Annotated in this window: 23 protein-coding genes and 6 tRNA genes; 14 read left to right on the forward strand and 15 right to left on the reverse strand. The window is 68.8% G+C overall.

Annotated elements, in window-relative coordinates; translation table 11 throughout:
- Positions 1–98: 98 nt before the first annotated feature.
- From ACWPOC_RS13940 to tesB, 3 genes are all read right to left on the reverse strand, one after another.
- Positions 99–851, reverse strand: a complete 753-nt coding sequence (locus ACWPOC_RS13940; RefSeq protein WP_106199924.1) for a YebC/PmpR family DNA-binding transcriptional regulator — start codon at positions 849–851, stop codon at positions 99–101.
- 62 nt (positions 852–913) lie between these two features.
- Positions 914–1,594: a pyridoxal 5'-phosphate synthase glutaminase subunit PdxT gene (pdxT, locus tag ACWPOC_RS13945; protein WP_455408906.1), complete on the reverse strand. Its 681-nt coding sequence runs from the start codon at positions 1,592–1,594 to the stop codon at positions 914–916.
- Positions 1,595–1,676: 82 nt separating this feature from the next.
- Positions 1,677–2,501, reverse strand: a complete 825-nt coding sequence (gene tesB, locus ACWPOC_RS13950) for an acyl-CoA thioesterase II (RefSeq protein ID WP_059381320.1) — start codon at positions 2,499–2,501, stop codon at positions 1,677–1,679.
- A 142-nt stretch (positions 2,502–2,643) separates the two neighbouring features.
- Between tesB and ACWPOC_RS13955 the strand changes: the two genes are divergently transcribed.
- Both ACWPOC_RS13955 and ACWPOC_RS13960 read left to right on the forward strand, forming a co-directional pair.
- Positions 2,644–3,465, forward strand: coding sequence for an alpha/beta fold hydrolase (locus ACWPOC_RS13955; protein WP_455408855.1), 822 nt, complete (start codon positions 2,644–2,646; stop codon positions 3,463–3,465).
- Positions 3,462–4,658, forward strand: a complete 1,197-nt coding sequence (locus tag ACWPOC_RS13960; protein ID WP_159418492.1) for a SpoIIE family protein phosphatase — start codon at positions 3,462–3,464, stop codon at positions 4,656–4,658. The genes ACWPOC_RS13955 and ACWPOC_RS13960 overlap by 4 nt, the downstream gene beginning before the upstream one ends.
- Positions 4,659–4,663: 5 nt before the next feature.
- On the opposite strand, the gene pdxS is transcribed toward ACWPOC_RS13960, so the two are convergent.
- Complete coding sequence (gene pdxS, locus ACWPOC_RS13965) at positions 4,664–5,566, reverse strand: pyridoxal 5'-phosphate synthase lyase subunit PdxS (RefSeq protein WP_059381317.1); 903 nt, start codon at positions 5,564–5,566, stop codon at positions 4,664–4,666.
- Positions 5,567–5,954: 388 nt separating this feature from the next.
- Here pdxS and ACWPOC_RS13970 point away from each other — a divergent pair, with 388 nt between their 5' ends.
- Together ACWPOC_RS13970 and ACWPOC_RS13975 are read left to right on the forward strand one after the other, a co-directional pair.
- Positions 5,955–7,721 (forward strand): ABC transporter ATP-binding protein, encoded by a 1,767-nt coding sequence (locus tag ACWPOC_RS13970; protein ID WP_455408856.1) that lies wholly within the window; start codon positions 5,955–5,957, stop codon positions 7,719–7,721.
- Positions 7,718–9,550 (forward strand): ABC transporter ATP-binding protein, encoded by a 1,833-nt coding sequence (locus tag ACWPOC_RS13975; RefSeq protein WP_455408857.1) that lies wholly within the window; start codon positions 7,718–7,720, stop codon positions 9,548–9,550. The genes ACWPOC_RS13970 and ACWPOC_RS13975 overlap by 4 nt, the downstream gene beginning before the upstream one ends.
- Positions 9,551–9,565: 15 nt before the next feature.
- Here ACWPOC_RS13975 and ACWPOC_RS13980 read toward each other — a convergent pair whose 3' ends face one another.
- From ACWPOC_RS13980 to ACWPOC_RS14015, 8 genes are all read right to left on the reverse strand, one after another.
- A complete protein-coding gene (locus ACWPOC_RS13980; protein WP_455408858.1) occupies positions 9,566–10,684 on the reverse strand; it encodes an NUDIX hydrolase in 1,119 nt (372 codons plus the stop codon).
- Complete coding sequence (locus ACWPOC_RS13985; protein WP_120282376.1) at positions 10,681–11,808, reverse strand: glycosyltransferase family 4 protein; 1,128 nt, start codon at positions 11,806–11,808, stop codon at positions 10,681–10,683. Before ACWPOC_RS13985 ends, ACWPOC_RS13980 begins: the two co-directional genes overlap by 4 nt.
- Positions 11,809–12,711, reverse strand: a complete 903-nt coding sequence (locus ACWPOC_RS13990) for a phosphatidylinositol mannoside acyltransferase (protein ID WP_120282375.1) — start codon at positions 12,709–12,711, stop codon at positions 11,809–11,811.
- A complete protein-coding gene (pgsA, locus tag ACWPOC_RS13995) occupies positions 12,708–13,379 on the reverse strand; it encodes a phosphatidylinositol phosphate synthase (protein ID WP_455408859.1) in 672 nt (223 codons plus the stop codon). The genes ACWPOC_RS13990 and pgsA overlap by 4 nt, the downstream gene beginning before the upstream one ends.
- A 151-nt stretch (positions 13,380–13,530) precedes the next feature.
- Positions 13,531–14,052 (reverse strand): HIT family protein, encoded by a 522-nt coding sequence (locus ACWPOC_RS14000; protein ID WP_060653306.1) that lies wholly within the window; start codon positions 14,050–14,052, stop codon positions 13,531–13,533.
- Positions 14,053–14,111: 59 nt separating this feature from the next.
- The gene (gene thrS / locus ACWPOC_RS14005) at positions 14,112–16,178 is read right to left on the reverse strand and encodes a threonine--tRNA ligase (RefSeq protein ID WP_120282373.1); all 2,067 of its coding nucleotides are present in this window, start codon (positions 16,176–16,178) and stop codon (positions 14,112–14,114) included.
- Positions 16,179–16,317: 139 nt separating this feature from the next.
- Positions 16,318–16,950: a DUF742 domain-containing protein gene (locus ACWPOC_RS14010; protein WP_455408860.1), complete on the reverse strand. Its 633-nt coding sequence runs from the start codon at positions 16,948–16,950 to the stop codon at positions 16,318–16,320.
- A gap of 239 nt (positions 16,951–17,189) precedes the next feature.
- Positions 17,190–17,261 (reverse strand) — tRNA-Val (locus ACWPOC_RS14015).
- Between the two features lie 465 nt (positions 17,262–17,726).
- Between ACWPOC_RS14015 and ACWPOC_RS14020 the strand changes: the two genes are divergently transcribed.
- The 5 genes from ACWPOC_RS14020 to ACWPOC_RS14040 all read left to right on the forward strand — a co-directional run bounded on the left by ACWPOC_RS14020 (position 17,727) and on the right by ACWPOC_RS14040 (position 18,189).
- A tRNA-Gly gene (locus ACWPOC_RS14020) sits at positions 17,727–17,799 on the forward strand.
- Between the two features lie 25 nt (positions 17,800–17,824).
- Positions 17,825–17,895: transfer RNA gene (locus tag ACWPOC_RS14025), tRNA-Cys, on the forward strand.
- Between the two features lies 1 nt (position 17,896).
- A tRNA-Val gene (locus tag ACWPOC_RS14030) sits at positions 17,897–17,971 on the forward strand.
- 50 nt (positions 17,972–18,021) lie between these two features.
- Positions 18,022–18,097: transfer RNA gene (locus ACWPOC_RS14035), tRNA-Gly, on the forward strand.
- A 20-nt stretch (positions 18,098–18,117) separates the two neighbouring features.
- Positions 18,118–18,189, forward strand: a tRNA-Val gene (locus ACWPOC_RS14040).
- Between the two features lie 139 nt (positions 18,190–18,328).
- Here the strand turns inward: ACWPOC_RS14040 and ACWPOC_RS14045 are convergent.
- The gene (locus tag ACWPOC_RS14045) at positions 18,329–18,823 is read right to left on the reverse strand and encodes a 2-isopropylmalate synthase (protein ID WP_455408861.1); all 495 of its coding nucleotides are present in this window, start codon (positions 18,821–18,823) and stop codon (positions 18,329–18,331) included.
- A gap of 400 nt (positions 18,824–19,223) precedes the next feature.
- On the opposite strand from ACWPOC_RS14045, the gene ACWPOC_RS14050 reads away from it, so the two are divergent.
- Positions 19,224–19,793 (forward strand): GNAT family N-acetyltransferase, encoded by a 570-nt coding sequence (locus ACWPOC_RS14050; protein WP_455408862.1) that lies wholly within the window; start codon positions 19,224–19,226, stop codon positions 19,791–19,793.
- Between the two features lie 54 nt (positions 19,794–19,847).
- On the opposite strand, the gene zapE is transcribed toward ACWPOC_RS14050, so the two are convergent.
- Complete coding sequence (gene zapE / locus ACWPOC_RS14055; protein WP_455408863.1) at positions 19,848–20,861, reverse strand: cell division protein ZapE; 1,014 nt, start codon at positions 20,859–20,861, stop codon at positions 19,848–19,850.
- Between the two features lie 180 nt (positions 20,862–21,041).
- Between zapE and ACWPOC_RS14060 the strand changes: the two genes are divergently transcribed.
- The 3 genes from ACWPOC_RS14060 (at position 21,042) to msrB (ending at position 24,371) form a co-directional block, all read left to right on the forward strand.
- The gene (locus ACWPOC_RS14060; protein ID WP_455408907.1) at positions 21,042–22,586 is read left to right on the forward strand and encodes an alpha/beta fold hydrolase; all 1,545 of its coding nucleotides are present in this window, start codon (positions 21,042–21,044) and stop codon (positions 22,584–22,586) included.
- A 63-nt stretch (positions 22,587–22,649) separates the two neighbouring features.
- Positions 22,650–23,885 (forward strand): glycosyltransferase family 87 protein, encoded by a 1,236-nt coding sequence (locus ACWPOC_RS14065; protein ID WP_455408864.1) that lies wholly within the window; start codon positions 22,650–22,652, stop codon positions 23,883–23,885.
- Between the two features lie 57 nt (positions 23,886–23,942).
- On the forward strand, positions 23,943–24,371 hold the full coding sequence (gene msrB / locus ACWPOC_RS14070) for a peptide-methionine (R)-S-oxide reductase MsrB (protein ID WP_059381498.1): 429 nt from the start codon (positions 23,943–23,945) through the stop codon (positions 24,369–24,371).
- Here msrB and ACWPOC_RS14075 read toward each other — a convergent pair.
- Positions 24,334–25,059 (reverse strand): HAD family hydrolase, encoded by a 726-nt coding sequence (locus ACWPOC_RS14075; RefSeq protein WP_455408865.1) that lies wholly within the window; start codon positions 25,057–25,059, stop codon positions 24,334–24,336. The two genes, msrB and ACWPOC_RS14075, sit on opposite strands and share 38 nt — an antisense overlap.
- A gap of 172 nt (positions 25,060–25,231) precedes the next feature.
- Between ACWPOC_RS14075 and ACWPOC_RS14080 the strand changes: the two genes are divergently transcribed.
- On the forward strand, positions 25,232–26,200 hold the full coding sequence (locus tag ACWPOC_RS14080) for an L-lactate dehydrogenase (protein ID WP_455408866.1): 969 nt from the start codon (positions 25,232–25,234) through the stop codon (positions 26,198–26,200).
- The last annotated feature ends 5 nt before the right edge of the window (positions 26,201–26,205 follow it).

The raw sequence follows: 26,205 nt of genomic DNA on the forward strand, positions 1-26,205 counted from the left end.
CGACACGCGACCCCGGCCGCTGTGACGAGTACGACGAGCGTCGCTCGTGGACGAGTACGACGAGCGTCGCTCGTGGACGAGTACGACGAGAGCGTCGCTCAGGCGTCGAGTTCGGCGAGTACGTCGTCGGGGATGTCGACGTTCGTGTAGACGTTCTGCACGTCGTCGCAGTCCTCGAGCGCGTCGACCAGCTTCATGACCTTGCGTGCACCCTCGGCGTCGACGGGCACCTCGACGGACGCCCGGAAATCGGGGTCGGCCGAGTCGTAGTCGATGCCGGCGTCGACGAGAGCCGTACGCACGGCGATCAGGTCGGACGCCTCGGAAACGATCTCGAAGGAGTCGCCGAGATCGTTGATCTCCTCGGCACCCGCTTCGAGGACGACCTCGAGGATCTCGTCCTCGGAGCGGCCGTTCTTCTCGAGCACGACGACACCCTTGCGGGTGAACAAGTAGGCCACCGAACCCGGATCGGCCATGTTGCCGCCGTTGCGGGTCATCGCCGTGCGGACCTCGCCGGCGGCGCGGTTGCGGTTGTCGGTCAGACACTCGATGAGCAGCGCGACACCGTTGGGGCCGTAGCCCTCGTAGGTGATGGTCTGCCAGTCGGCACCGCCGGCTTCCTCACCGCCGCCGCGCTTGCGGGCACGCTCGATGTTGTCGTTCGGGACCGAGCTCTTCTTCGCCTTCTGGATGGCGTCGAACAGGGTCGGGTTACCCGCCGGGTCGCCACCGCCGGTCCGAGCCGCCACCTCGATGTTCTTGATGAGCTTCGCGAACATCTTGCCGCGCTTGGCGTCGATGACCGCCTTCTTGTGCTTGGTGGTGGCCCATTTGGAGTGGCCGCTCATTCGCTTCGAGCCCCTTCCGGCGAAGTGTGGTCGGCGTCAACCGACAGGTCGGAGCGTCGATTCTACTCGCTCCCGGTATGAGCCACCGGCACGGTGGCCGTGTCGTCATGTCGCCGAGGCCGTCGGGCGCACCGAGGTCGGGTCGCCGAGCGCACGGTCTCCACGAACAGCCGGTGCACGCGGTGGTCGCCGGTGATCTCGGGATGGAAGGAGGTCGCGATCACGCCGCCCTGACGCACCGCGACCACCCGGCCCGCTGCCGGCCCGTCCGGAACCGTGGCCAGGACCTCCACGTCGGGCCCGACCTCCTCCACCCACGGGGCTCGGATGAACACCGCGCGCACCGGCCCGTCGTCGAGACCCGTCATCGGCAGGTCGGTCTCGAACGAGTCGACCTGTCTGCCGAAGGCGTTGCGGCGCACCACGATGTCGAGGGCGTCGAGGTGTTCGGCGTCCTCGGTGGTATCGAGCACCCGGGAGGCGAGCAGGATCATGCCGGCGCACGAACCGTAGGCGGGCAGGCCCGCCTTCAATCGGGTCCGCAACGGCTCGAGCAGGTCGAACACGCGCAACAGGCGGCTGACCGTCGTGGACTCCCCACCGGGGAGGACGATGCCGTCGACCTCGTCGAGTTCGCGCTCGCGCCGCACCGCGATCGTCCGCGCGCCCGCCGCCTCGAGGGCGCTGCGGTGTTCGCGAACGTCGCCCTGCAATGCCAGGACGCCGATCGTGGGGGAAGAAATGGTCACCGTTGCCTGCCTGTCCGTTCGGGGTCGCCGGTGCGCAGGCACTCTGTGGGGACGCCCTCGTCGGGGACGTCCTCGTTCAGGACTCGCGCAGGTACCGCGTGAGTCCTTCCTGCACCACCGCCGCGACCATGTTGCCGTTGCGATCGAAGATCCGCCCCTGGGTGAGTGCGCGCCCCAGCCCGGCGGAGGGTGACGTCTGGTCGTAGAGCAGCCAGTCGTCGGCGCGGAACGGGCGCAGGAACCACATCGCGTGGTCCAGGGATGCGCCCTGCGTCCGTTCGTCGTCGTGGCCGACGCTCGCCGAGCCGAGCAACGTCATGTCGCTCATGTACGCGAGCGTGCACACGTGGAAGACCGGATCGTCGGGGAGGATCTCGCGGGACTTGAACCACAACTGCTGCTGCGCAGCCATCCTGCTCGACGAGTCCATCCGGTCGCGGGGAACGAACCGGAAGTCCCATTCGGCCCATTCCTTCTTCGCCCATAGCAGGGTCGCGTCGTCGACCACGGTCTCCGGGTCGGGCAGTTCCTCCGGAGCCGGCACCCGCGGCATCGTGTCCTGGTGCTCGATCCCCTCGTCGCGCACGTGGAACGACGCCGACATGGTGAAGATCGCCTTGCCGTCCTGGACGGCCGTCACGCGCCGGGTGCAGAAGGAGCGGCCGTCGCGGATCCGGTCGACGAGGTAGACGATCTGCATCGTCGGGTTCCCCGGGCGGAGGAAGTAGCCGTGCAGCGAGTGGACCCCGAATGCGGGATCGACGGTGCGGACCGCCGACACGAGCGCCTGACCGGCGACCTGACCACCGAACGTCCGCGGCAGCAACGTCTCCGTCGCTATCCCCCGGAAGATGTCGTTCTCGATCTGTTCGAGCGCCAGGATCTGCTCGATCTTCGCCATGGGAACTCCTTCTGTGCACCGTACGCAAGAAGGCTAACTGCACGGACGAGAACCGAATGCCGTGTCCCCGGGAAGCGGTGGGGAAACCGGGATCGCTATCGCGTAGCGCATATGGCACCCTCGGGAGAACGGAGGGGGTGCAATGCGACAAGTCACCGATGTGGTGCGCAGGAACAGCGTGACGATCACGGGCAACCGAGAGGGCCCGGTGGTCGTCCTCGCGCACGGTTTCGGCTGCGACCAGCACCTGTGGCGCCTGGTGATCCCGCTGCTCGAACCCGACTTCACGGTGGTGCGGTTCGATCACGTGGGCTCCGGGCGTTCCGATGCGACCGCCTGGGACTCCCAGCGCTATTCGCGGATGGAGACCTACGCCGAGGACGTCGTGGACCTGTGCCGGAGCCTGGGTCTCGGTCCGGTGCTTTTCGTCGGCCACTCGGTGAGCGCGTCGATCGGTGCCCTCGCGGCGGCGGCTGCCCCGGAGGTCTTCTCCGGTCTCGTGCTGCTCGCACCGTCCCCGTGCTTCATCGACGATCCGGCCACCGGTTACCGAGGTGGGTTCAGCGCCGACGACATCGACGAGCTGCTCGAATCCCTTGAGGCGAACTATCTGGGCTGGACCGAGTCGATGGCGCCGGTCATCATGGGCAATCCCGATCGGCCGGCGCTCGGCGACGAACTCGCCGAGATCTTCTGCCGCACGGATCCCGAGGTGGCGCGTGTCTTCGCCCGGGTGACCTTCCTGGCCGACAACCGCTCCGATCTGTCCGCGGTGTCGGTGCCCACGCTCGTCGCCCAGTGCGCCCACGATGCGATCGCTCCGCGCGAGGTCGGTGCCTTCGTTCACGAGCAGATCCCCGGGAGCGAACTCGTGACCCTGAACGCGACCGGCCACTGCCCACAGCTCAGCGCACCCGAAGAGACAGCAGCCGCGATCGCGGCGTTCGCGCGCCGATCGGGGTGACGGCGACGACCGATCGGACCCTCGATCCCCGTATCCGACACGGTGATGCGCTGTACGACAACGCGCCGTGCGGATTCCTGACGACGCTCCCGGACGGCCGGATCACGGAGGTGAACCGGACGTTGACGGACTGGCTCGGGTTCCCGAGCGACGAACTGGTCGGCAAGCGGTACTTCTCGGACCTGCTCAGCGTGGGCGGCCGCATCTACCACGAGACCCACTACGCGCCGCTCCTCCTCATGCACGGCCAGATCAACGGGATCGCCCTCGAACTCGTCCGTGCCGACCGGACCCGGCTGCCGGTCCTGGCCGCCTCGGTGGTCGAACCGGACGCCGAGGGCAGGCCCGCGCTGATCCGCACGATGCTGTTCGATGCCCGCGAGCGCCGCGCCTACGAGACGGAACTGCTCCGTGCCCGTCGCGAGGCGGAACTCGAGCGTGAGCGGCTCCGCACGATCAACGCCACGCTCCAGGCGACCCTGCTTCCACCGAGCCTGCCGGCGGTACCGGGACTCGAGGTCGACGCGTACTACCACATCGCGTCCCCCGACGAGGTCGGCGGCGACTTCTACGACCTGTTCCCCGCGCGCGCCGGCACGTGGGGGCTGTTCCTCGGCGATGTGTGCGGAAAGGGTGCTCGCGCAGCGGCGGTGACGTCGATCGTCCGCTACACGCTGCGTGCAGCGGCGGTCTACGAGACGTTCCCGTCCGCGGCGCTCAGGACGCTCAACACCACCCTGCTCGACGAACGCGACAGCGAGACGCGAGCTCCCTTCTGCACGCTCACCTTCGGCACGGTCGCGCCCGATCCGGACACGGGACGGGTCGACATCCGTCTCGCCTCGGGTGGGCATCCGCCGCCGCTCCTCGTGCGCGCGAACGGCAACGTCGACTATCTCCCCACGATCGGCGGACAGCTGATCGGAATGCTGCCCACGCCGCGGCTCGTCGAGCACACCTTCGCGCTGCGACCAGGCGACACGCTGCTGCTGTACACCGACGGGGTGACCGAGGCCCTCGTCTCCGGTGAGACCCGCGAACGCTTCGGGGAGGACCGGCTCCTCGACCACGTCCGCGCATCGAAGCCGACGAGCGCGGCGGAAGCGGTCGGAGCCGTCCGCGAGGCGCTCGCGACGCTCGGGGCGGGCGTGCAGGACGACGTCGCCCTGCTCGCCCTGCACGCACCCCGGTAGAACGATCACCAGCCGCGTTCGGCGAGCCGGTGCGGCTGCGGGATCTCGTCGACGTTGATACCGACCATCGCCTCGCCGAGACCACGCGAGACCTTCGCGAGCACATCCGGATCGTCGTGGAAGGTAGTGGCCTTGACGATTGCGGCCGCACGCTGGGCGGGGTTGCCCGACTTGAAGATTCCGGAGCCGACGAACACGCCCTCGGCGCCGAGCTGCATCATCATCGCCGCGTCGGCGGGGGTGGCGATGCCACCGGCGGTGAAGAGGGTGACGGGCAGCTTGCCGGCCCGGGCGACCTCGACGACGAGGTCGTAGGGGGCCTGCAGTTCCTTGGCGGCGACGTAGAGCTCGTCCTCGGGAAGCGAGGTCAGGCGGCGGATCTCCTGGCGGATCCGGCGCATGTGGGTCGTGGCGTTCGAGACGTCGCCGGTGCCGGCCTCGCCCTTGGAGCGGATCATCGCCGCGCCCTCGTTGATACGGCGCAGTGCCTCACCGAGATTCGTGGCGCCGCACACGAACGGCACGGTGAACGCGAACTTGTCGATGTGGTTCTCGTAGTCGGCGGGGGTGAGCACCTCCGACTCGTCGATGTAGTCGACCCCGAGGGCCTGCAGGATCTGCGCCTCCACGAAGTGGCCGATGCGCGCCTTGGCCATGACGGGGATCGAGACGGCCTCGATGATGCCGTCGATCATGTCGGGATCACTCATGCGCGACACGCCGCCCTGCGCGCGGATGTCGGCGGGCACGCGTTCGAGGGCCATGACCGCCACCGCGCCGGCGTCCTCGGCGATCTTCGCCTGCTCGGGGGTCACCACGTCCATGATCACCCCGCCCTTGAGCATCTCGGCCATGCCGCGCTTGACGCGGGCGGTGCCGGTGACGGGGGCGGTATCGGGGCTGGTCACGATGGGGATTCCTCCTCGGTGGACGGATCGGCGAATACTTCCGGCGCACGGGCGACGGACAGCGGACCCCAGCCTAGGGCCGTATCCGATCCACTCACATAGCCAGTTGACAACAACTGGACTGCATCTGCCGATCCACTCCCCCGATCCGTTCCCGGGCCGGGCTCCGGAGGTTTCGATCACGCCGACTCGAACCGTCGCCCGGATCGTTGCCGATGCTCATGATGGGAGGGATGTGCGTCCACGGCCGTGGGCGCCCTCCGCCGTTTCACCTCGAGGGTTCACACGGATGTCCGGGAACCGACGAAAGGCTGGGATGCCCGTGGCACCGAACCGTCCTGTTGCTCGTGAACCGCTCCGCGGAGCCACATTCCGGGCAGGGATCGCGATGATGGTCGAGGACTGTCGCCGATTCCCCGTCCCCGGGGCGGTCGCGATCGTTGCGAGCATCGCCAATGGACTGTGCACGGTGCTGTTCGCCGACGTGATCGGCTCGGCGACCGACGATCTCGTCCTCGGGAGCTTCGAACGCGGCGAACTGTCCACCGGCGTCGCCGTTGCCACGGCCCTGGCGTTGATCGGTGTCGCACTGTTGCGCGTCCTGAGCATCGTGACCCGGACGTTCTCGGGAGGAACCGTCCAGTTCCGCGGACTGGCCCGCACGCGCACGCGCCTGGCCGATCACTACCTCGATTCCGGATCGCGCTGGCACCGACGTCATCCCACCGGTCGCCTGCTCGCCCATGCCGTCTCCGATGCCGACTCCGCCCACGCCCCGATGCAGCACTTCCCGTTCGCGGTCGGCATGACCGGCATGCTCCTGGCGGTGCTCGTCCAGGTCTTCGGCACGGACGTCCAGCTCGGTGTGGTCGCGGCCGTGCTCATCCCCGCGCTCATCGCGACGAACGTGGTCTACCAACGGGTCCTGTCGCCGCGCGCCCGGCAGGTGCAGTCGCGCCGCGCCGAGGTCGCCGCGCTCGCGCACGAGGCGATCGCCGGCGCCCAGGTCATCCGCACGCTCGGAGCGACCGACGACGAGACACGGCGATTCGCCGGCGCCGCACACGAACTCGCGAAGGCCAATCGGTCCGCGGGACGTGTCGGGGCGATCTTCGACCCGCTCATCGAACTGACCCCGTCGTTCGCGGTCCTCGTGGTCCTGCTCGTCGGTGTGGTGCGGATCGAGGCGGGAGCGGTGACCATCGGCGCCCTGGTCTCGGTCGTCTACCTGCTGCTCACCATGGCGATGCCGCTCGGCGTCATCGGCCGCTTCCTCGCCGTCCTGCCGGCCGGTGTGGTCGGTCGTCGCCGGGTCGAGGCGGTACTGGCCGAGGCCGAACCGGAGCCGTCCGGCTCGGCCTCCGTCCCGCACTCGGCCACTCCGGCCCGTCTGCGCGCCGACGCCACCTCCTATCGCTTCGCCGACGCCGACCGGCCCGCCGTCGACTCGGTCGACCTGGATCTGCGTCCGGGACGCATCGTGGCGCTCGTCGGGCGTAACGGCTCCGGCAAGTCCACCCTCGTCGCGCTGCTCACGCGCCTGTTCCCGCCCACCTCGGGCACCGTGACCCTCGACGACGTCGACCTGGCCACGACACCGCCCGGTCACACGGCACGTCACGTCGCTCTCGTCACCCAGACCCCGTTCGTCTTCGCCGGATCCGTGCGCGACAACCTCACCCTGTGGGACGACGGGATCGACGAGGTGGCGGTCCGTCGCGCGCTCGCGCTCGCCGAGGCCGGCTTCGTCGACGAACTGCCGGACGGTCTCGACACCATGATCGGCGATGGTCACGCCCGGTTGTCCGGTGGCCAGCGTCAGCGCATCGCCCTCGCGCGGGCACTCGTGCGGCGACCCCGCGTGCTCGTCCTCGACGACGCGACGTCCGCGCTCGATCCCGCCGTGGAGCGTGCCGTCGTCGACAACCTGCGGGAGGAGTTCTCACAGGGACGATCGGAGACCACGATCCTCGTCGTCGCACACCGCCCGGCGATGATCTCGCTCGCCGACGAGGTGGTCTTCGTCGATCAGGGCCGGGTGGTCGCGACCGGCACTCACGCCGGTCTCGCGGCATCGGTACCCGCCTACCGCGATCTGGTGACGGCCTACGACGACCGAGCACACACGGCCGAACTCGAGGAGGCGACCCGATGACGGTGTCCCCCACCGCATCCGCACAGCCGGACACCGAACGGACCGACACCGAACGACTCGGCACCGTCGCGTTGCTCCGCTGCGCCGCCCGGCTCGTCCCGTCGGTGCGGACCGGTCTGGCCGCCACCCTGGCCTTCGCCGGGCTCGCGGCGGTCGGACGCATCGTCGTTCCCGTCGTGGTGCAGTACACGATCGATCACGGTCTGCTCACCCCGGTCACCTCCGAGGAGCGCACCCGGATCGTGGTCTCGTGCGCGCTGTCGGGAATGGTGGCCGTGCTCGTCGCGGGCATCGGATCGTCACTGATGAACCGTCGCCTGATCTCGACCGTCGAGGACGTCGTGTCCGCCCTGCGGATCCGGGTGCTCGACCACACCCTGCGGCTGCCTCCCACCCGTCTGGAATCCGGCGCGCAGGGCAGCTTCGTCGCCCGGAGCACCGACGACCTCGATGCGGTGACGGTGTTCGCCCAGGGCGGCGGCATGACCCTCGTCCAGAACCTGACCCAGATGACGATCGCGTTCGTCGTCATGGCCGTGTACTCGTGGCCGCTGGCGATCCTGGCCGCGCTGGTCGCGTGCGTCGTGCCGCTCGTCGGCCGCTACGTGCAGCGGATCATCGCTGGCCGGTTCGACGTGGTGCGCTCGCGGATCGGGCAGCTGTACGCGGCATTCGCCGAGACCCTCACCGGGATCGACACGATCCGGGCTGCCGATGCTGTGGACAGGGTCCGAACCCGGCTGCATTCGCGGATCGACGGGACGGCGGACGCACAGGTCCGCACGCTGTTGCCGATGAGCGCGTCGTTCTCCGTCGGCCAGAGCATCGACACGCTCATCACCATCGCCGTGATGTGCGGCGGTGTTGCGCTCGGCCTCGGCACCTCCGGTGTGGGTTCGTCGATCACCGTGGGGACGGTGGTCGCCTTCGTCTTCCTCGTGACGTTCTTCGTCCGGCCCCTGCAGTTCGCCGTCAACACGCTCGCCGACGCGAAGAACTCGGAGGCGGGACTGCGCCGGGTGCTCGCGGTCCTCGACCTGGAGACGGACACGGTCTCGGAGGAGGTCGCGACACCGCTGCGACCCGGGATGTTCGACGTCGGCATCGACGACGTCGAGGTGGGCTACGTCCCCGGACGCCCGGTTCTGACCGGGCTGGACCTGCGGATCCGTGCCGGACAGCAGGTCGCGGTGGTGGGCGAGACCGGTTCGGGCAAGAGCACCTTCGCCAAGCTGCTCACCCGGCAACTGCACCCCACGACCGGCACCGTCCGCTTCGCCGGTATCGACGTCGCGACCATCGACGACGCGTCACTCGCGCGGCGCGTCGCCGTGGTTCCTCAGGATCCCTTCCTGTTCGATCGCAGCGTCCTCGAGAACATCGCCATCGCCCGTCCGGGAGCCGACCGGCACGACGTCGAAGCGATCCTCGCCGAGCTGGGGCTCGACGACTGGGCCCGCGACCTACCGCACGGTCTCGACACCCGCACCGGCCAGCGGGGTGAGTCGCTGTCGGTCGGCGAACGCCAGCTCGTCGCGCTGGCACGCACCGCGCTCGTCGACCCCGACCTGCTGGTCCTCGACGAGGCGACCAGCGGTGTCGACGCCGGCACCGACGTGCGCCTGCAGCGGGCGCTGACGTCGATCGGGCGTGGACGCACCACGGTGACGATCGCCCACCGCCTGCACAGTGCGCGGGTCGCCGATCGCATCCTGGTGTTCGATCGCGGCCGGATCGTCGAGGACGGCACGCACGACGAGCTCGTCGCCACGGGTGGCCTCTACGCCCGGCTGCAGGACGCCTGGTCGTTCCGGTCGACGCTCGTGTGACGGGCACGGCTCGGCTCAGTGGATCGCGCGGATCTCCGGCTCGAGCCGCCGCGTCGCGACCTGCCGCGCCTCATCGAGGAGCTCGGGCAGATCGTTCGGGTAGACCGGGTTCCCGGACCGCACCAGCGTCTGCAGTTCGTCGTCGTCGAACCAGCGATGTTCGAGCCGCATGCTCCGCTCGAGATCGGTGAAACCGTCCGCAGCGGGTTCGAAGGACGGCACTCGCACCGCGAAGAACAGCTCCTCCGAGTGCAGGACCTCACCGTTGAACGGGAAGACGGCCACGCGTCGCCACATCGGCCCGCACAGCAGGTCGCGCTCGACCCGCAGGCCGGTCTCTTCGGCGAGCTCCCGGAGCGCGGCCGTCGCCAGGTCCTCGCCGGGTTCGACGGCGCCGCCGATCGTGAACCAGAAGTGCCGCTCGGGCACTGCGGGGTCATGTCCGCGCAGGAGCAGGACCCGGCCGTCCTCGTCGAGCACCACGACGCGGGCGGACGTGCGTGCCCGATCCGGCACCGGGGTGGTCCGCGCAGCGGGAGCAGTGGCAGTGCCGGAGGCAAGGGCAGTGCCGGAGGTAGGGGCGGCGTCCGAGGGAGGGGACGTGCCGGGAACGGCGGGAGGCGCGGTGGCGACCGCACCCGCCCGCTCGGCGATCTCGAAATAGGTGGGCAGCGGCGCGGTTCCCCCGAGGTGCAACCAGCGGACCGGTCGCCGGGTGCGCAGCGCCAGGGTGTCGCGTACCGCGTCGTTGTGGAAGCGGCGGGCGATGAGCACCCGCGCCTCGGCGTCGGCGAGTTCGGCCACGAGCTGGGGGCGCAGCCGGCCGGTCTCGATCCGTGCCAGTGCGGCCGACAACGCGTTCTCGGCCTCCTCGCGCCGGTCGCGGTCGGCCCGCTCCGCGGTGTCGGCGAGCAGCGCGAGTGCGCGTCCCTCCGGGACGGGGATCGACGCGGCGATGCTCCGCACGACCACCGCGCGACGCGCCAGGGCCGCATCGAGTGCCTGCCAGGACAGATCCGAGCGCACGTGGAGGCGGTCGAGTCGGTTGGCGGTGGAATAGGCCCACACACCGATCGCCACGACCACCGCGGCGATCAGCGACAGGACGAGGATCGTCACTGCACTGAGGGTCACGACCGGACCTCCCGCACCGGGCCGGCGCCGACGGTGACGGTCTCGTAGACCCGCAGGATCTGATCCGCGACCACCGGCCAGTCGTACGCCTCGACCACCGTGGATCCGAAGTCGACCAGTGCCTGCCGGCGGTCGTCGTCGTCGAGGACCTCGAGGATGCCGCGCGCGAGCGCGTCTGCGTCGCCGACCGGGACGAGGACACCGGCCTGCCCGTCGCGCAGCACCCGGCGGAAGGCGTCGAGCTGGGAGGCGACGACCGCCGTCCCTGCAGCCATGGCCTCGACGAGCACGATGCCGAAGCTCTCACCACCGAGGTTCGGCGCGCAGTACACATCCGCGCTGCGCATCGCGGACGCCTTGTCGTCGTCGTCGACCTGCCCGAGCAGGCGCAGGTGCCGGAAGTAGCGTCCCGCTTCCTTCCGCAATCTGTCCTCGTCGCCGCGCCCGACCACGAGGATCTCGATGTCGGGGTGACGCGCGACGAGTGCGGGCAGCGCGCCCAGCAGGACATCCATGCCCTTGCGGGATTCGTCGTACCGGCCGAGGAAGAGCACCGTACGGCCCGGTCGCGGATAGTCGGGCAGCAGCGGGGCGTGCCGGAAGAACGGCACGTCGACACCGTTGGGGATCTCGACCGCGTCGGCGCCGAGAGAGGTGACCTGCCAGCGCCGGGCCAGCTCGGACACCGCGATCCGGCCGCTGATCTTCTCGAGATAGGGCTGTAGGACGCCCTGGAAGGTGCTGAGCACCAGCGATTTCGTCGTCGATGTGTGGAAGGTCGCCACGATCGGGCCTTCCGCCACCTTGAGCGCGAGCATCGACAGGCTCGGCGCGTTCGGTTCGTGGATGTGGAGGACGTCGAAATCGTTGTCGTTGATCCAGCGGCGGACCCGGGCGTAGGAGACCGGACCGAAGCTCAGGCGCGCGACGGACCCGTTGTACGGGATCGCGACGGCGCGACCGGCGGAGACCACGAAGTCGGGCAGGGGCGTCGTCTCCGACGCCGGTGCCAGCACGCTCACCTCGTGCCCGCGGCCGATGAGGACCTCCGCGAGATCTACGACGTGCGCCTGTACTCCACCGGGAACGTCGAAGGAGTACGGGCAGACCATCCCGATCCTCACCTACGCCTCCATCCGGGCACGGCGAGCCTCCGACAGGTCGTCGAGCCACAACGGTTGCAGCATGTGCCAGTCCTCGGGGTGGGCGGCGATGTTGGCGGCGAACCGGTCGGCGAGGGCCTGTGTGGCAGCGTCGATCCCGGCGCTCACGTCGAGCTCCGGATCCACGCGGAACCCCCAGCCGTCCTCGGTGAACCAGCAGTGCACCGGCAACAGTGCCGCACCGGTGTCGATGGCCAGTTTCGCCGGTCCGGCGGGCATGCGGGTGGGTTCGCCGAAGAAGGTGACCGGCACTCCCTTGCGGGCGAGGTCGCGTTCGCCGAGCAGGCACACGATCCGGTTGCCGCGCAGCCGCGCGGCCAGTTCCCCGAACGGCGGCGTCTCCCCGCCGCTCGAGGGGAAGATCTCGAAGCCGAGCCCCTCGCGGTAGTCGAGGAAACGGCGGTAGAGCGATTCGGGTCGCAGGCGCTCGGCGACCGTGGTCAGCCCGCCGAAGTAGCGGACGCACCACACGCCGGCGAGATCCCAGTTCCCGCTGTGCGGCAGGGCCAGGATCGCGCCGCGACCGGCGGCGAGCGCCGCCTCGATGTGCTCGCGGCCCTCGATGGACGAATCGATCGACTTCGCGGTCGCGTCGAGATCCATCGCCGGCAGGCGGAACGCCTCGCGCCAGTAACGCGCGTAGGACCGGACCGACCGGCGGATCAGATCGTCGGGCACCTCGTGCGGCTGCACCCCGAGCACCCGCGCGAGGTTGCGTCGCAGTTGCTGGGGTCCGCCGTCACGCCGCGCCGCGTAGTCGGCGCCGGCGTCGAACAACCGTCGCGCGACGCCGTCGGGCAGTGCCCGGACCAGACGCCAGCCCCCCGCGTACGCGAGATCGGACGCCTTCTCGCCGACACTCACTGCGCTCCCCCGTCGTCCCGGGTCTCCGTCGTCCCGCCGACCGGTGGTGTGATGGGAAGCAGTTCGCGCGCACCCGTGGAGTTGCGGACGGCGAGAACCCGCTGGAAGACGGTGATCACCGATCCGACGACGAGCAGCCACATCGCGATGTGGATCGCCCAGTCGAGCCCGAGGCCGGTGAGACCGGCGCCCACGAGCACGATCACGAGCCGGTCGGGCCGCTCGATCAGACCACCGTCGGCGGACAGTCCGCTCGCCTCGGCCCGCGCCTTAGCGTACGAGATGACCTGCGACGTCGCGAGACAGATCAGGGTGGCGACGAACAAAGGGCGGCTCTGCTCGTGGTAGACGGCCCACCATGCCAGACCACCGAAGATCGCGCCGTCGGCGACCCGGTCGCAGGTCGCGTCGAGGACCGCTCCGAAGCGCGTTCCGCCACCGCGAGCCCGGGCCATGGCGCCGTCGAGCATGTCGAACATGACGAACACCCAGATGACCATCGCACCCCAGAACAGGTGTCCCATGGGGAACAGGGTCACGGCGGCGGCGATCGTGGCGACAGTACCGATGAGCGTGACGGCGTCCGGAGTCAGGCCGGTACGGATCAGCGCCTTACCGAGCGGCGCGGTGACCTTCGACACCGACGCACGCCCGAAGAAGCTCAGCATCCCGCGACCCCTGTCTTCCTGTCCGACCGTTGTGTCCGGAATCCGATCCTGCCACGAGTGGAGCCGGAAATGCGCAGTCGGCCCGCGGCGGATCGGCATGCGAACGGCACCACGGCCGTGCGCTGCGATCGCGACGACTCTGGGAGGGCTGTCACTCGTCCCATGCCGAGGCGAGCAGTGCACGGGTGTCGCGCAGCAGCTGCACCATCACCTTCGACCCACCGAGGACGGTGATGAAGTTGGCGTCCCCACCCCAGCGCGGCACGACGTGCAGGTGGAGATGCTCGGCCAGCGAGCCTCCCGCTGCGGCGCCGAGGTTGAGGCCGACGTTGAAGCCGTGCGGACGCGAGACGCGCTTGATGACGCGGAGCGCCCGCTGCGCGAACTGCATGAGCTCGGCGCTCTCCTCGGGCGTCAGATCTTCGAGGTTGGCCACCCGGCGATACGGTACGACCATCAGATGACCCGGGTTGTACGGGTACAGGTTGAGCACCGCGTACACCAATTCGCCGCGTGCGACGACGAGGCCCTCCTCGTCGGACATCTTGGGGATGTCGGTGAAGGGCTCGTACGGCTCGTCGCGACCCCGCGGGGACTCGGTGATGTACGACATGCGATGGGGCGACCACAGGCGCTGCAGGTGGTCGGACTCCCCCACGCCGCGGTCGACCATCGAGGCGGGACTGTCGTCGGTCGCCGGGATGTCGGCGGGCCCCGGGGTACGGTCGCCCGTCACGACGGGCTGCCTTCCCCGCCGGAACCGACGAGTTCGGCGGTGGGCGAGGCGTTCTCGCGGCGGCGGACCCACTCGGTGACGATTCGCACGGCCTCGTCGACGGGCACGCCGTTGACCTGCGTGCCGTCACGGAAGCGGAAGCTCACCGCGCCGGCCGCGACGTCGCGCTCGCCGGCGAGCAGCATGAACGGCACCTTCTGCGTGGTGTGGGTGCGGATCTTCTTCTGCATGCGGTCGTCGGAGACGTCGACCTCGGCGCGGATCCCCTGTGCCTTCAGCTTGCCGACGACATCGAACAGGTGGCCCTCGAAATCGGCGGCCACGGGAATGCCCACGACCTGCACGGGCGAGAGCCACGCGGGGAAAGCGCCGGCGTAGTGCTCGGTGAGCACACCGAAGAACCGTTCGATGGAACCGAACAGGGCGCGGTGGATCATGACGGGGCGGTGCTTGGCACCGTCGGCGCCGGTGTACTCGAGCTCGAACCGCTCGGGCAGGTTGAAGTCGAGCTGGATCGTCGACATCTGCCAGCTGCGGCCGAGCGCGTCCTTGACCTGCACCGAGATCTTCGGGCCGTAGAAGGCGGCTCCGCCCGGGTCGGGCACGAGGTTCAGGCCGGAGGCCTCACCGACCTCCCGCAGCGTCTCGGTCGCGACGTCCCACAGCTCGTCGCTGCCGACGAACTTCTTGGGGTTCTTCGTGGACAGTTCGAGGTAATAGTCGTCGAGCCCGTAGTCCTTGAGCAGGTCGAGGATGAAGTTCAGGACGCTGGTGAGCTCGTCGCGCATCTGCTCGGGAGTGCAGAAGATGTGCGCGTCGTCCTGCGTCATGCCGCGCACGCGGGTCAGACCGTGGACGACACCGGACTTCTCGTAGCGGTAGACCGAACCGAACTCGAACATGCGCAGCGGCAGTTCGCGGTAGGAACGCCCGCGCGACCGGAAGATCAGGTCGTGCATCGGGCAGTTCATGGGCTTGAGGTAGTAGTCCTGGCCCGGCTTGCGGACGGTGCCGTCCTCGTTGAGCTCCTCGTCGATGTGCATCGCCGGGAACATGCCGTCGCGGTACCAGTCGAGGTGACCGGAGACCTCGTACAGCTGGCCCTTGGTGATGTGCGGCGAGTACACGAACTCGTAGCCGGCCTCGACGTGCCGCTGGCGCGAGTAGTTCTCCATCTCCTGGCGGATGATGCCGCCCTTGGGATGGAAGACGGGCAGACCCGAACCGAGCTCGTCGGGGAACGAGAACAGGTCGAGCTCGTTGCCGAGCTTGCGGTGGTCGCGGCGTTCGGCCTCGGCGAGGAGCTCGAGGTGCGCGTCGAGGGCCTCGGTGGACTCCCAGGCCGTGCCGTAGATGCGCTGCAGGCCGGCGTTGTCCTGGTCGCCGCGCCAGTAGGCCGCGGAGCTGCGCGTGAGCTTGAAGGCCGGGATGAACTTGGTGGTGGGCACGTGCGGGCCGCGGCACAGGTCCTTCCAGACGAGCTCACCCGTGCGCGGGTTGAGGTTGTCGTAGATGGTCAGTTCCTTGCCGCCGACCTCCATCACCTCGGGGTCGTCTATGCCGGACTTGTCGTCGATGAGTTCGAGCTTGAACGGCTCGTCCTTCAGTTCCTCGCGGGCGTCCTCGAGGCTGTCGACGACGCGCCGCGCGAAGCGCTGGGCGTCCTTGACGATCTTCTTCATCCGCTTCTCGAGCTTCGCGAGATCCTCGGGCGTGAAGGGACGTTCGACCTGGAAGTCGTAGTAGAAGCCGTCGCGGATGGGCGGGCCGATGCCGAGCTTGGCCTCCGGGAACTCCTGCTGCACGGCCTGCGCGAGCACGTGGGCGGCCGAGTGACGGATGACGCTGCGGCCTTCCTCGGTGTCGGCGCCGACGGCCTCGACCTCGACGTCCGCTTCGGGCGTCCAGGACAGATCGCGCAGTGCGCCTTCGGAGTCGCGGACGACCACGATCGTCTCGGGTCCCTTGGTGGGCAGACCCGCGTCACGGACCGCCGCGCCCGCAGTGGTCCCCGCGGGCACCCGGACGATCGTGGCTGGTTTCGCGGATGCGGGCGTGGTCACTGTGACGGACTCCTCGGCTCGATGCCTGATACGTGGTCGTCGCCGGGCACGTGCTGCGGTCGACGACCGCGAGCACACGGCAACTTCCTCATGCTATCGACATCCGCGCGGACCGCGAACACAGGGAGCCGCGAAGTCCTCAGAGGTGGTTGAGACCCGTCAGTACCCGTTCGAGCAGTTCGACGTTCGGCCCCACCTTGTCGGCCGTGCGGTGCACGGTGATCTCGCCGGTCGCCGCGAGATCCCCGACGAGCACGCGCGCGACACCGAGTGGGATCTGCGCGAGGGCAGCGATCTCCATGATCGATCTCGGCTGGGCGCACAACGCCAGCACGAGGCGATGCTCGTCCATCGCCGGACCGGACTCGCTGCCCATCGCGGAGGGGACGGCCGACACGAGCACTTCGAGAGGCAGCTCCACCTCGGCTCGGGTGCGTCCCCCGCTCCGCACGAACGGGCGCACGAACGACGACGTCTCTGGCTGGTTCATGTCCTCGATTCCCACACTGGTCCCGGTGCCCGCATTCCGGCCGGCCGCCTGCGCTGTGTCGACCGGCTCTGCTGCGCCGACCGCCTGCGCTGTGTCGACCGGCTGCGCTGCGGGCCGGTACATCTCGGCTGCCGTGACCTCGTCCACGACGGGACCCGGCTCGCGGTGATTCCGTACCGGCACGGCGTGATCCGCCGGCCGCCGACGTCGACGGGACCGACCGGATCCGAATCTCGCTCCGGTCGCCCCCACGACCGGCCATTCGCTGTCCGCAACGCTCATCCGGACGTGTCCTCCTCGACGACCACGATCCTGCCATCACTATGCGCACTTCGGCCACAAGCACCACAGCTGTGCCCACCCGACACGCGTGGTCGAGCCCGATGGGGCCGTTGCGGTTCGAAGGAAATACGCGCTCGCGGGCGACCCGCCCGACCGGGTGCCACGCACGCTCCACGATTTCATCAAGGTACGAAAAAAGGCACCCCTGCGGGGGTGCCTTTCGTCACTGTCGATCTCGGTGGTCCCGGCTGGGATCGAACCAGCGACCTCCCCGGTGTGAACGGGACGCTCTTCCACTGAGCCACGGGACCGGGCCGCTTCGCAGCGGCTCGAACGAGATGGAACACTAACACGCTCCCGCCACGAAGACGAATCGCCTGGTCGCAGCGTTTCGACGCGATGTTCCGGGTAGCGCGTCCGCGCGGCTCCTCGCGCGCGTACACGGGCGGGCAAGAGCGCGTACACGGGCGGGCAAGAGACCGTACTCGAGGAGGCAAGAGGACGCACCCGGAGCCCCGGGACGTCGACGGCCCTCCGCTCGGGAGGACCGGAGGGCGCATTTGCCGGCCGGAGCGACACGCCGGAGCGACACGAGCGGTGGACGCGGGCTGGACTTCCGAAGCCCGATTCGTCGCCTCCCGCGGGGGTCACCGACCCGTCACCTTCGCGAAATCTGCCGGTTTTCTTCCGTTGACCTGCGGATTTGTGTGTTTCGTAGATGCTCGGCTACTGTTTTGAACCGCACCACGGAGAGCAAGACGCCGAACGGTGCGAATGCGGATGTAGCGCAGCTGGTAGCGCATCACCTTGCCAAGGTGAGGGTCGCGGGTTCGAATCCCGTCATCCGCTCGAGAGGTTGGACTCGACCTTTTACGGTGGAGTGGCCGAGTGGTGAGGCAACGGCCTGCAAAGCCGTGCACACGGGTTCGATTCCCGTCTCCACCTCGCGCGATTAGCTCAGCGGGAGAGCGCTTCCCTGACACGGAAGAGGTCACTGGTTCAATCCCAGTATCGCGCACCAGGTTCGACCAGCACGTGGGTCGAGCCGGTTCACCGAAACAACGTGCACACGCGGATGTAGCGCAGCTGGTAGCGCATCACCTTGCCAAGGTGAGGGTCGCGGGTTCGAATCCCGTCATCCGCTCCACTCCGGCGATCACCATGCCGGCGCGATTAGCTCAGCGGGAGAGCGCTTCCCTGACACGGAAGAGGTCACTGGTTCAATCCCAGTATCGCGCACAGAAGATGAAGGCCCCCTTCGAATTTCGGAGGGGGCCTTCATCCGTTCGCAGGGCCGGCCGATCGTCCCGGTCACCCGGTGAGGATCCGACAGCGGGCAGTCCGATGCAGAGGCACTCCCCCGCACCGGACCGGCGCGTCACGCGCCGAGCTTGTTGATCCCCGCGATCATGGCCCGCAGCGACGACTCGCTGCCGGTCTCGCCCGTGCCCATCACCCAGACCGTGCGCTCGCCGGAACGGCACAGCAGGAAGGTCGCGGACAACTCACCGAGGTCGTGGCGGTGGAACGACAGGATCTCGATGTTCAGCCCGAGGTCGTACAGCATCGCGGTCATCGCGGCGATCGGTCCGCAGGTCGTGGCGGATGCCGTATGGATCGTGTCGCCGATCGCGATCGTTGCCTCGAAGGCGCTGCGTCCCGCACCCAGGACCGTCGCGGTCCAGCCACCGAGGCGGACCGGGCCGTGCTGCGCACCGTAGGTGGATTCGAACTCCACCCAGCTCATGCCGGAGGCTTCCTCGCGCAATCCCCGAGGAAGGGCACGTCCGTAGCGGGCGAAGAACGGATCGGCATCAGGGGTGCCGAAGGGGAACATCGGGGCGAAATCCGAGAAGGAGGTGAAGGCGTTCATCGTTCGTAGTGGTCTTCCACGAGAAGGAAGGACCGACGCGTAGCTCAACGACCCGCAGCGAGGGGTCGGTCCGAATCAGACCCCGCTACGGCGGTGAACTACGAGTACGCGCTTCATAGCCGCGACGGTACAACGCCCCGACATTTCGTGCAAGTCGCATGCACGGGACCGTGTGACGCAACCGTGACCACGGTCGCTGGAACCTGAGGGATCCCTCATGTAGCGTGGATGTTGCCATCCCCCCGATGGTGTCGAACCCCAGCCATGACCCCCCATCCAAGGCTGGGGTTCAGCCATATCCGGACCCTTTTCCGTCTCGCGTCCGGGCTCGTGTCTCCGTCTCGCATCGACACGCGAGGCATCTGCCGGATCGTCCTGTCCGAGTGCTTCACTGGTGTGCATGTCCATGCCACCACTCGAAGAAGCGGTCTCCGTCGACGAGGCGGGCATCTGGGATGCCGAGGCGATCGCTCAGGTCGCCGCCGCGACCTTCCCGCTCGCCTGCCCTCCGGACGCCGCCGAGGACGACATCGCCGACTTCATCGAGCGCACCCTCAGCGCGGAGAAGTTCGCCGAGTACCTGTCCTCTCCCGAACGCATCGTTCTCGAGGCGCGCGCGGGTGAGGAGATCGTCGGATATCTGATGGCAGTGGACGCCGCTCCGGAGGATCCGGCGATCGACGCGATGATCACGGCGCGGCCGGCGATCGAGATCAGCAAGCTGTACGTGATGCCGGGCCATCACGGTTCCGGAATCTCTGCGGCGCTCATGGATGCGATCGTCGCGCGGGCCCACACGCTCGGGCGTGCCGGCCTGTGGCTCGGCGTCAACCAGAAGAACACCCGCGCCCGGCGTTTCTACGAGAAGCAGGGCTTCGAGGTGGTGGGCACGCGCACGTTCGTCGTGGGCGCGCAGACGCACGACGATTTCGTCATGCAGCGCACCCTCCGAACGGATGCCGGCCGGTGAGCCGATGATGCGGTGAAGGTCGACCCGGCGGGCATGCGCGCGCCGGGTGTCCGATCAGCCCGCGGCGACCTCGAAACGGGACAGCGCCAGCAGGCGGGACGTCGCGCGCAGGTACTTCTTGCGGTAGCCGCCCGCGAGCATCTCGGGCGTGAAGATCTCGTCGAGCTTGGCGCCGGAGACCGTCACGGGAATGCTCGCGTCGTACATGCGGTCGGCGAGGACCACCAGACGCAGGGCCACCGACTGGTCCTTCGCCGGGTGCACACCCTCGAGGAAGACAGCGGGGACACCCTCGACGAGCTTGCCGTAACGCGACGGGTGCAGCGTGCTCAGGTGCGCGCACAGCTCGTCGAAGTCGTCGAGCGTGGCACCCGGGATCGCATCGGCGCGCTCGGAGAGCTCGGCCGAGTCGACCGGATCGGGTGCGGGCGGCAGGTCGCGGTGACGGTAGTCGGGGCCGTCGACGCGGATGGTCTCGAAGATCGCCGCGAGCTTCTTGATCTCGCGCAGGAAGTCCTGTGCCGCGAACCGTCCCTCACCCAACTGGCCGGGGAGCGTGTTGGAGGTCGCGACGATCGAGACGCCGCGGGCCGACAGTTCGGTCAGCAGACGCGAGACGAGCATGGTGTCGCCCGGATCGTCGAGTTCGAACTCGTCGATGCACAGCACGCTGTGGTTCGACAGCTCCTCGACGGCCTTGTTGAACCCGAGGGCGCCGACGACGTGGGTGAGCTCGACGAACGTGCCGAAGGCCTTGGGCGCGGGTGCGCTGTGGAAGATCGAGGCGAGCAGGTGGGTCTTGCCCACGCCGAAGCCGCCGTCGAGGTAGAGACCGGCGCCCTGCGGCTGGGAGCGGCGGCCGAACAGGCCGCGCTTGCCGCCGCGGATCTTCCCGATCTTGCCGACGAACTCGGCCGCGGTCTTCACCGCGGCCGCTTGGCTCGGCTCGTTCGGATCCGGAATGTACGACTCGAAGCTCACCTCGTCGAACATCGCGGGGGGCACCATCTGCGCCACCAACTGGTCTGCAGGCACCACCGGATTGCGGTCGACGAGACGTTCGTGCATTAGCCCAGGGTACGACCGCATCATGCTCGGATCCTCACTCGAATCCGGAATGCGACCTACTTCACACGGCGTTCACCTCGACGTCATGCACCGGGAGGACACTTCGGATCGGCCCCTCCACCACCGGTTGCACGCGCCCGCCGGTGAACCTGGCAGGCTGTGCGCATGCGCAGATCGGGAGTGATCGCCGCGATGTTGATCACGGTTGCCGCGGCGTCGACCGCGTGCGGAGCAGGACCGTCGATACGTCCCGACGTCGCCGTGGTGCGCGACGATCCCGGTATCGCCGTCGACAGGACCCCGCAGGACGAGACCGAGGTACCCGAACTTCCGGTGCCGTCGGCCGAACCGGCATGGCGGAACTGCACGGACGAGACGCTCTCCTCGTTCGACGCACCGCCCGGTCCCCAGGGTCTCGTTCTCGAGTGCGCGGAGGTCGTCGCCCCGATCGATGCGGCCGGCAACGTGGCGGGCACCTTCCCGCTGGCAGTCATGCGCGCACGGTTGCCCGACACCCCCACCGACGTGGCGCCGCTGGTTCTCACGACCGGCGCCGACATCGCGTCGACGCGCGCACTGACCGGCATGGCGACCGGCCCGATGTCCGGTGCACTGACGATGCGCCCGATCATCGCGGTGGATCGGCGCGGAATCGGCAACTCGCTCGCAATCGACTGCATCTTTCCCGCGGATCGTCGCGGTCTCGGCGATCTCGGACAATTCGGCCGCACCGGCGATGCACCCGAACGTGTCGCCGATCTGGGCCGTCAGGCGACCGTCTCGTGCACCGACTACCTGCAGCCGCAGCAGCTGATGTTCGGCGCATCACACGCCGCCGACGACATCGAACGCCTCCGCCAGGCATGGGGCGTGGACCGGATCGGTCTCCTCGGGGTGGGGAACGGTGCGACGGTCGCGCTCGCCTACGCCGCCGCCTATCCGGGCGCGGTCGGCCGTCTCGTCCTCGATTCCCCCGCCGCGGCCACCGCCGACGCCGAACTCATGGCCGAGTCGCAGGCCCGCGGCGCGGAGGCCGCCGTCGATGCCTTCGCCCGGCAGTGCACCGCCCTCGACTGCGCCCTGGGCGACGATCCCCGCGCGGCGATCGAGGATCTGCACGAGCAGGCCACCGAGGGTGATCTCGCGCCGGTCTCGGCCAATTCGTTCCTCACGGCGCTGACGGGTGTCCTCGGCACGCCGCGCGCCGATCTGCAGGCCCGCGTCCGTGAGGTGGCGGACGTCCTCGCAGCCGCGCGGGACGGCGATGTCATGCCGCTCATCGAACTGGTCGGTGCGGCCGAGGAGAGGCTCTCGACGGACGGTCAGTTCGTCGCCCGGTGCAGCGACGGACAGCGGTGGCCGACCCCGACCCACGCGGGCGATCTCGCCCGGAGCTGGTCCACCCTGTATCCGCTGTACGGCGCGGACCTGGCAACGGGCCTGACGGCGTGTGCGGCGTGGCCGAGCCTGCCTCCCCCGCCGCTGCCGGCGGCGCTCGACGTGCCCGTGCTCGTCTCCTCGGGGGCCGCGGACCCCGTCGTGGGCAATGCCGGCGTGGAATCGGTGACCGGTGTGCTCACCGCAGGCGGTATCGCCTGGGCGTCGCTGTCGTGGCAGGGTGCCGGTTACTCGGCGGTCCTGCACTCGGGTTGTGTGCAGGCCCGGGTGGAGGCCTATCTGTCCGGCGGGGAACTTCCGCCCAACGGGAGCCTGTGCCCCGCGTGACGTTCCCCGACCGGGGTCAGGGCGTGTGCACGGGTCCGCAGGCCCGCGGTGTACCGTGCCGTAGTGTTCCTCAGAAGTCTCGAACCCCGGACCGCACGCACGACCGCCGAGGTGGTCAAGGCTGTGATGTGGCCCCTTGCCGTACTGACGGTTCTGCACCGGGTCGTGATCAAAGCGGTCAACGGGTTCCGGACGGACGACTTCACCCCGGTCTACAACGCGGCGCTGGCCTTCCTCAACCGCCGGCCGGTGTACACCGCCGAGTTCCAGTGGGTCGATCCCCACTACCTCTATCCGCCTTCCGGCACGTTGTTGATCGCCCCGATCGCGGTGATCGACCCCGAGCGGTCGCGGTGGTTGTTCATCCTCGCCAATGCGATCGCGATCCTCGTCGCGCTCTACCTGTTGCTGCGCATGTTCGGTCTGCGACTCGATTCGCCGATCGCGCCGGTGCTGGTCTTCGCCGCGTTCGCGTCCGAGACGGTGACGAACACGCTCGTCTTCACGAACATCAACGGTCTCGTCCTGCTCGGCGAGATCGCGTTCCTGACGCTGCTGCTCAAACGACGTGATCTGTGGGCGGGGGCTGCGCTCGGCCTGACCTTCGCCGTCAAACCGATCCTCGCTCCCCTGCTGTTGCTCCCGCTCGTGCGCGGACAGTGGAAGGTCTTCATCACCGCCGCGGGTGTCCCGATCGCGCTGACGATCATCGCGTGGCCCCTGTCGGTCGACGCGTGGCAGTTCGTCGAACACACCGTGCCGTACCTGCTCGAGTCCCGCGACTACTTCAACAGCGCGATCGTCGGCAACGGCATGTACTACGGGCTCCCGGCCTGGCTGATCTTCGGTCTGCGGGCGGCGCTCGCGGTGATGGTCGCGGTGTCGGTGTGGTTGCTCTACCGCTACTGCCGCCACGACGAGGTGTTCTTCGTGTGCACCGCCGGTGGTGTGTTGCTCGCCGCTTCGTTCCTGCTCGGATCCCTCGGCCAGATGTACTACTCGATGATGCTGTTCCCGCTGCTGATGACGGTGCTGCTGCCGAACTCCGTGATGCGGAACTGGCCCGCCTGGCTCGCCGTCTACGGCTTCCTGAGCTACGACTCGTGGCTGTCGAGCCGGTGGGTGGAGGCCGGGCGCGCGGCGGAGTACATGAAGACCACCTTCGGCTGGTCGCTGCTGCTCGTCGTCGTCTTCGCCGTCCTGCTCGACCGCTACCTCGTCGCGAAGCGCGAAGGGCGCCTGGCGGACGGCATCGAGCCGTCGCACCTGCTCGAGGAGAAGCAGCCGGCACGGACGTGATCCGTCCGTGCCGGTGCAGACGTGACGCGTGCGCCGAGCGCGGTTAGCGTGGAGATCATGACGTCTGCTCCTCGATCCGAACCCGCACCCAAGGTCGTCCACACCGACGAGGAATGGCGCGCGAAGCTCACTCCCGCCGAATTCGCCGTGTTGCGTCAGGCCGGCACCGAGCGCCCCTTCGTCGGCGAGTACACCGACACCGAGACCGAGGGCATCTACGAATGCCGCGCGTGCGGTGCCGAACTGTTCCGCAGCACCGAGAAGTTCCACTCCCACTGCGGGTGGCCGTCGTTCTTCGACCCCGCCGACTCCGACGCCGTCATCCTGCGCGAGGACAACTCGCTGGGCATGCGGCGCATCGAGGTGGTGTGCGCGACGTGCCACAGCCATCTCGGGCATGTCTTCGAGGGCGAGGGTTACCCGACGCCCACCGACCAGCGGTACTGCATCAACTCGATCTCCCTGCGCCTGGTTCCGTCGGAGTGATCCCGGCCGCGGCCAGCGCGGTCCACAGTGCGTCGTGCCGCTCGGTGGTCGGTGTCGGTTCGACGAGTTCGAACGCACATCCGATCGACCGGGCGGCACCGTCCGCCTTCTCGCTGTCGCCGATCATCAGCGTCCGTCGCGGGTCGACACCGAGTCTGTCGACGGCGTAGCGGAAGATCTCCGGTTCGGGCTTGACGGCGCCCACCTCGAAGGACAGCGCGAACACCGACACGAGGTCGTCGATACCGAGCCGCGCGAAGGCCGGCCGCAGGTCGAAGGCGATGTTGCTCACCACGCCGACGGCGATCCCGTCTCCGGCGAGCGCCTCGATGACGGGGACGGTGTCGGGATAGACGGTCCAGCAGTCGGGGTCGGTCACCTTCTCGTAGAGCGCCTGTGCCTGCTCGGGATCGGCCACGCCCGACCTGCGCAGCACCGTCAGGTAGGCCTCGCGGTGCCAGCGCGGTTCGCGGTCGCGGTTGGTCCACGCGTGGTGCTCGTCGGCGTCCATCTCGACGGGCTGCCCGACGGGTTGCGTCAGCCGCCGCATGAGTTCGGCCTGCCGGTGCACGTCGAAGGGTCTGCCCTCGTGGTCGGTGACGTCCGCGAGCCAGCTCTCGTCCTCCTCGAGCCGGAACAGGGTGCCGGAGAAGTCGAACAGGACGGCATCGAAGGGAGTCTCGGCCATGTCCCGAGGCTAACGGCTACGCGACAGCGGCAGGTCGGCTCGGGTAGATCTCCTCGAGCAGTCGCTGCCATCGCGTCGGGCCGGCCGCACGCAGGGAATGTCCCGATGCGGACCGAAATCATGTGGCCCGAGGTTACCGACCGAGCGGCCTGTATACGCCACAATTTCTCGCATGGGTGAGACGGGTACGAGAATCCGGCGACACACGAAGCTGTCCGTCGTCGGCGCCGGGAGCGTCGGTACCGCGGTGGCGTATGCGTGTCTGCTCAGGGGTTCGGCAGACGCCATCGCGCTGTTCGACACGAATTCCGCGAAGGTGCGCGCGGAGGTCCTGGACCTGAACCACGGCACCCAGTTCGCGCCGTCGTGCCGGATCGAGGGCAGCGACGACATCGCGGTCACCGCCGGTTCCGATCTGATCGTCGTGACCGCAGGGGCCAAACAGCATCCCGGCCAGTCGCGTCTGGATCTCGCGGCGGCGAACGTCGCCCTGGCACGGGACCTGACGCCCGGCCTGCTGTCCGTCTCCCCCGAGGCGATAATCGTCTTCGTCAGCAATCCGGTCGACATCGTCACCCGCGCCGCGATCGCGGCGACCGGCATCTCGGACGGCCGGATCTTCGGGTCGGGCACGGTGCTCGATTCCGGCCGGCTGCGGTATCTGCTCGCCCACCGCGCCGACGTCGCGATCGAGAACGTCCACGTGTTCGTCGTCGGTGAGCACGGCGATTCGGAGGTCGCGCTGTGGTCGGGTGCGGCGATCGGGGGTGTGCCGGTGGAGTCCTTCGCCGTCGACGGACGACCCGTCTTCGGTCCGGAGACCCGCGCCGCACTCTTCGAGGAGGTCGTGCGCAGCGCCTACGAGATCATCCGCGGCAAGGGCGCCACGAATCTCGCGATCGGACTGTCGAGTGCCCGCATCGTGGAGGCCGTGCTGCGGAACCAGCGCCGGGTGCTTGCGGTGTCGACGCTGCAGATCGGGCGGCACGGCCTGCAGGACGTCTGCCTCTCGCTTCCCACCGTCGTCGACGCGCGCGGCGCGCACACCGTGCTCGAGGTGCCGTTGTCGCCGGAGGAGGAGGCGGGTCTGGCCGCCTCCGCGGCCACCCTGCGCGAGGTCCAGTCGTCCCTCGGTCTGTGACGCTC

Source organism: Rhodococcus sp. 5G237, from assembly GCF_053764735.1.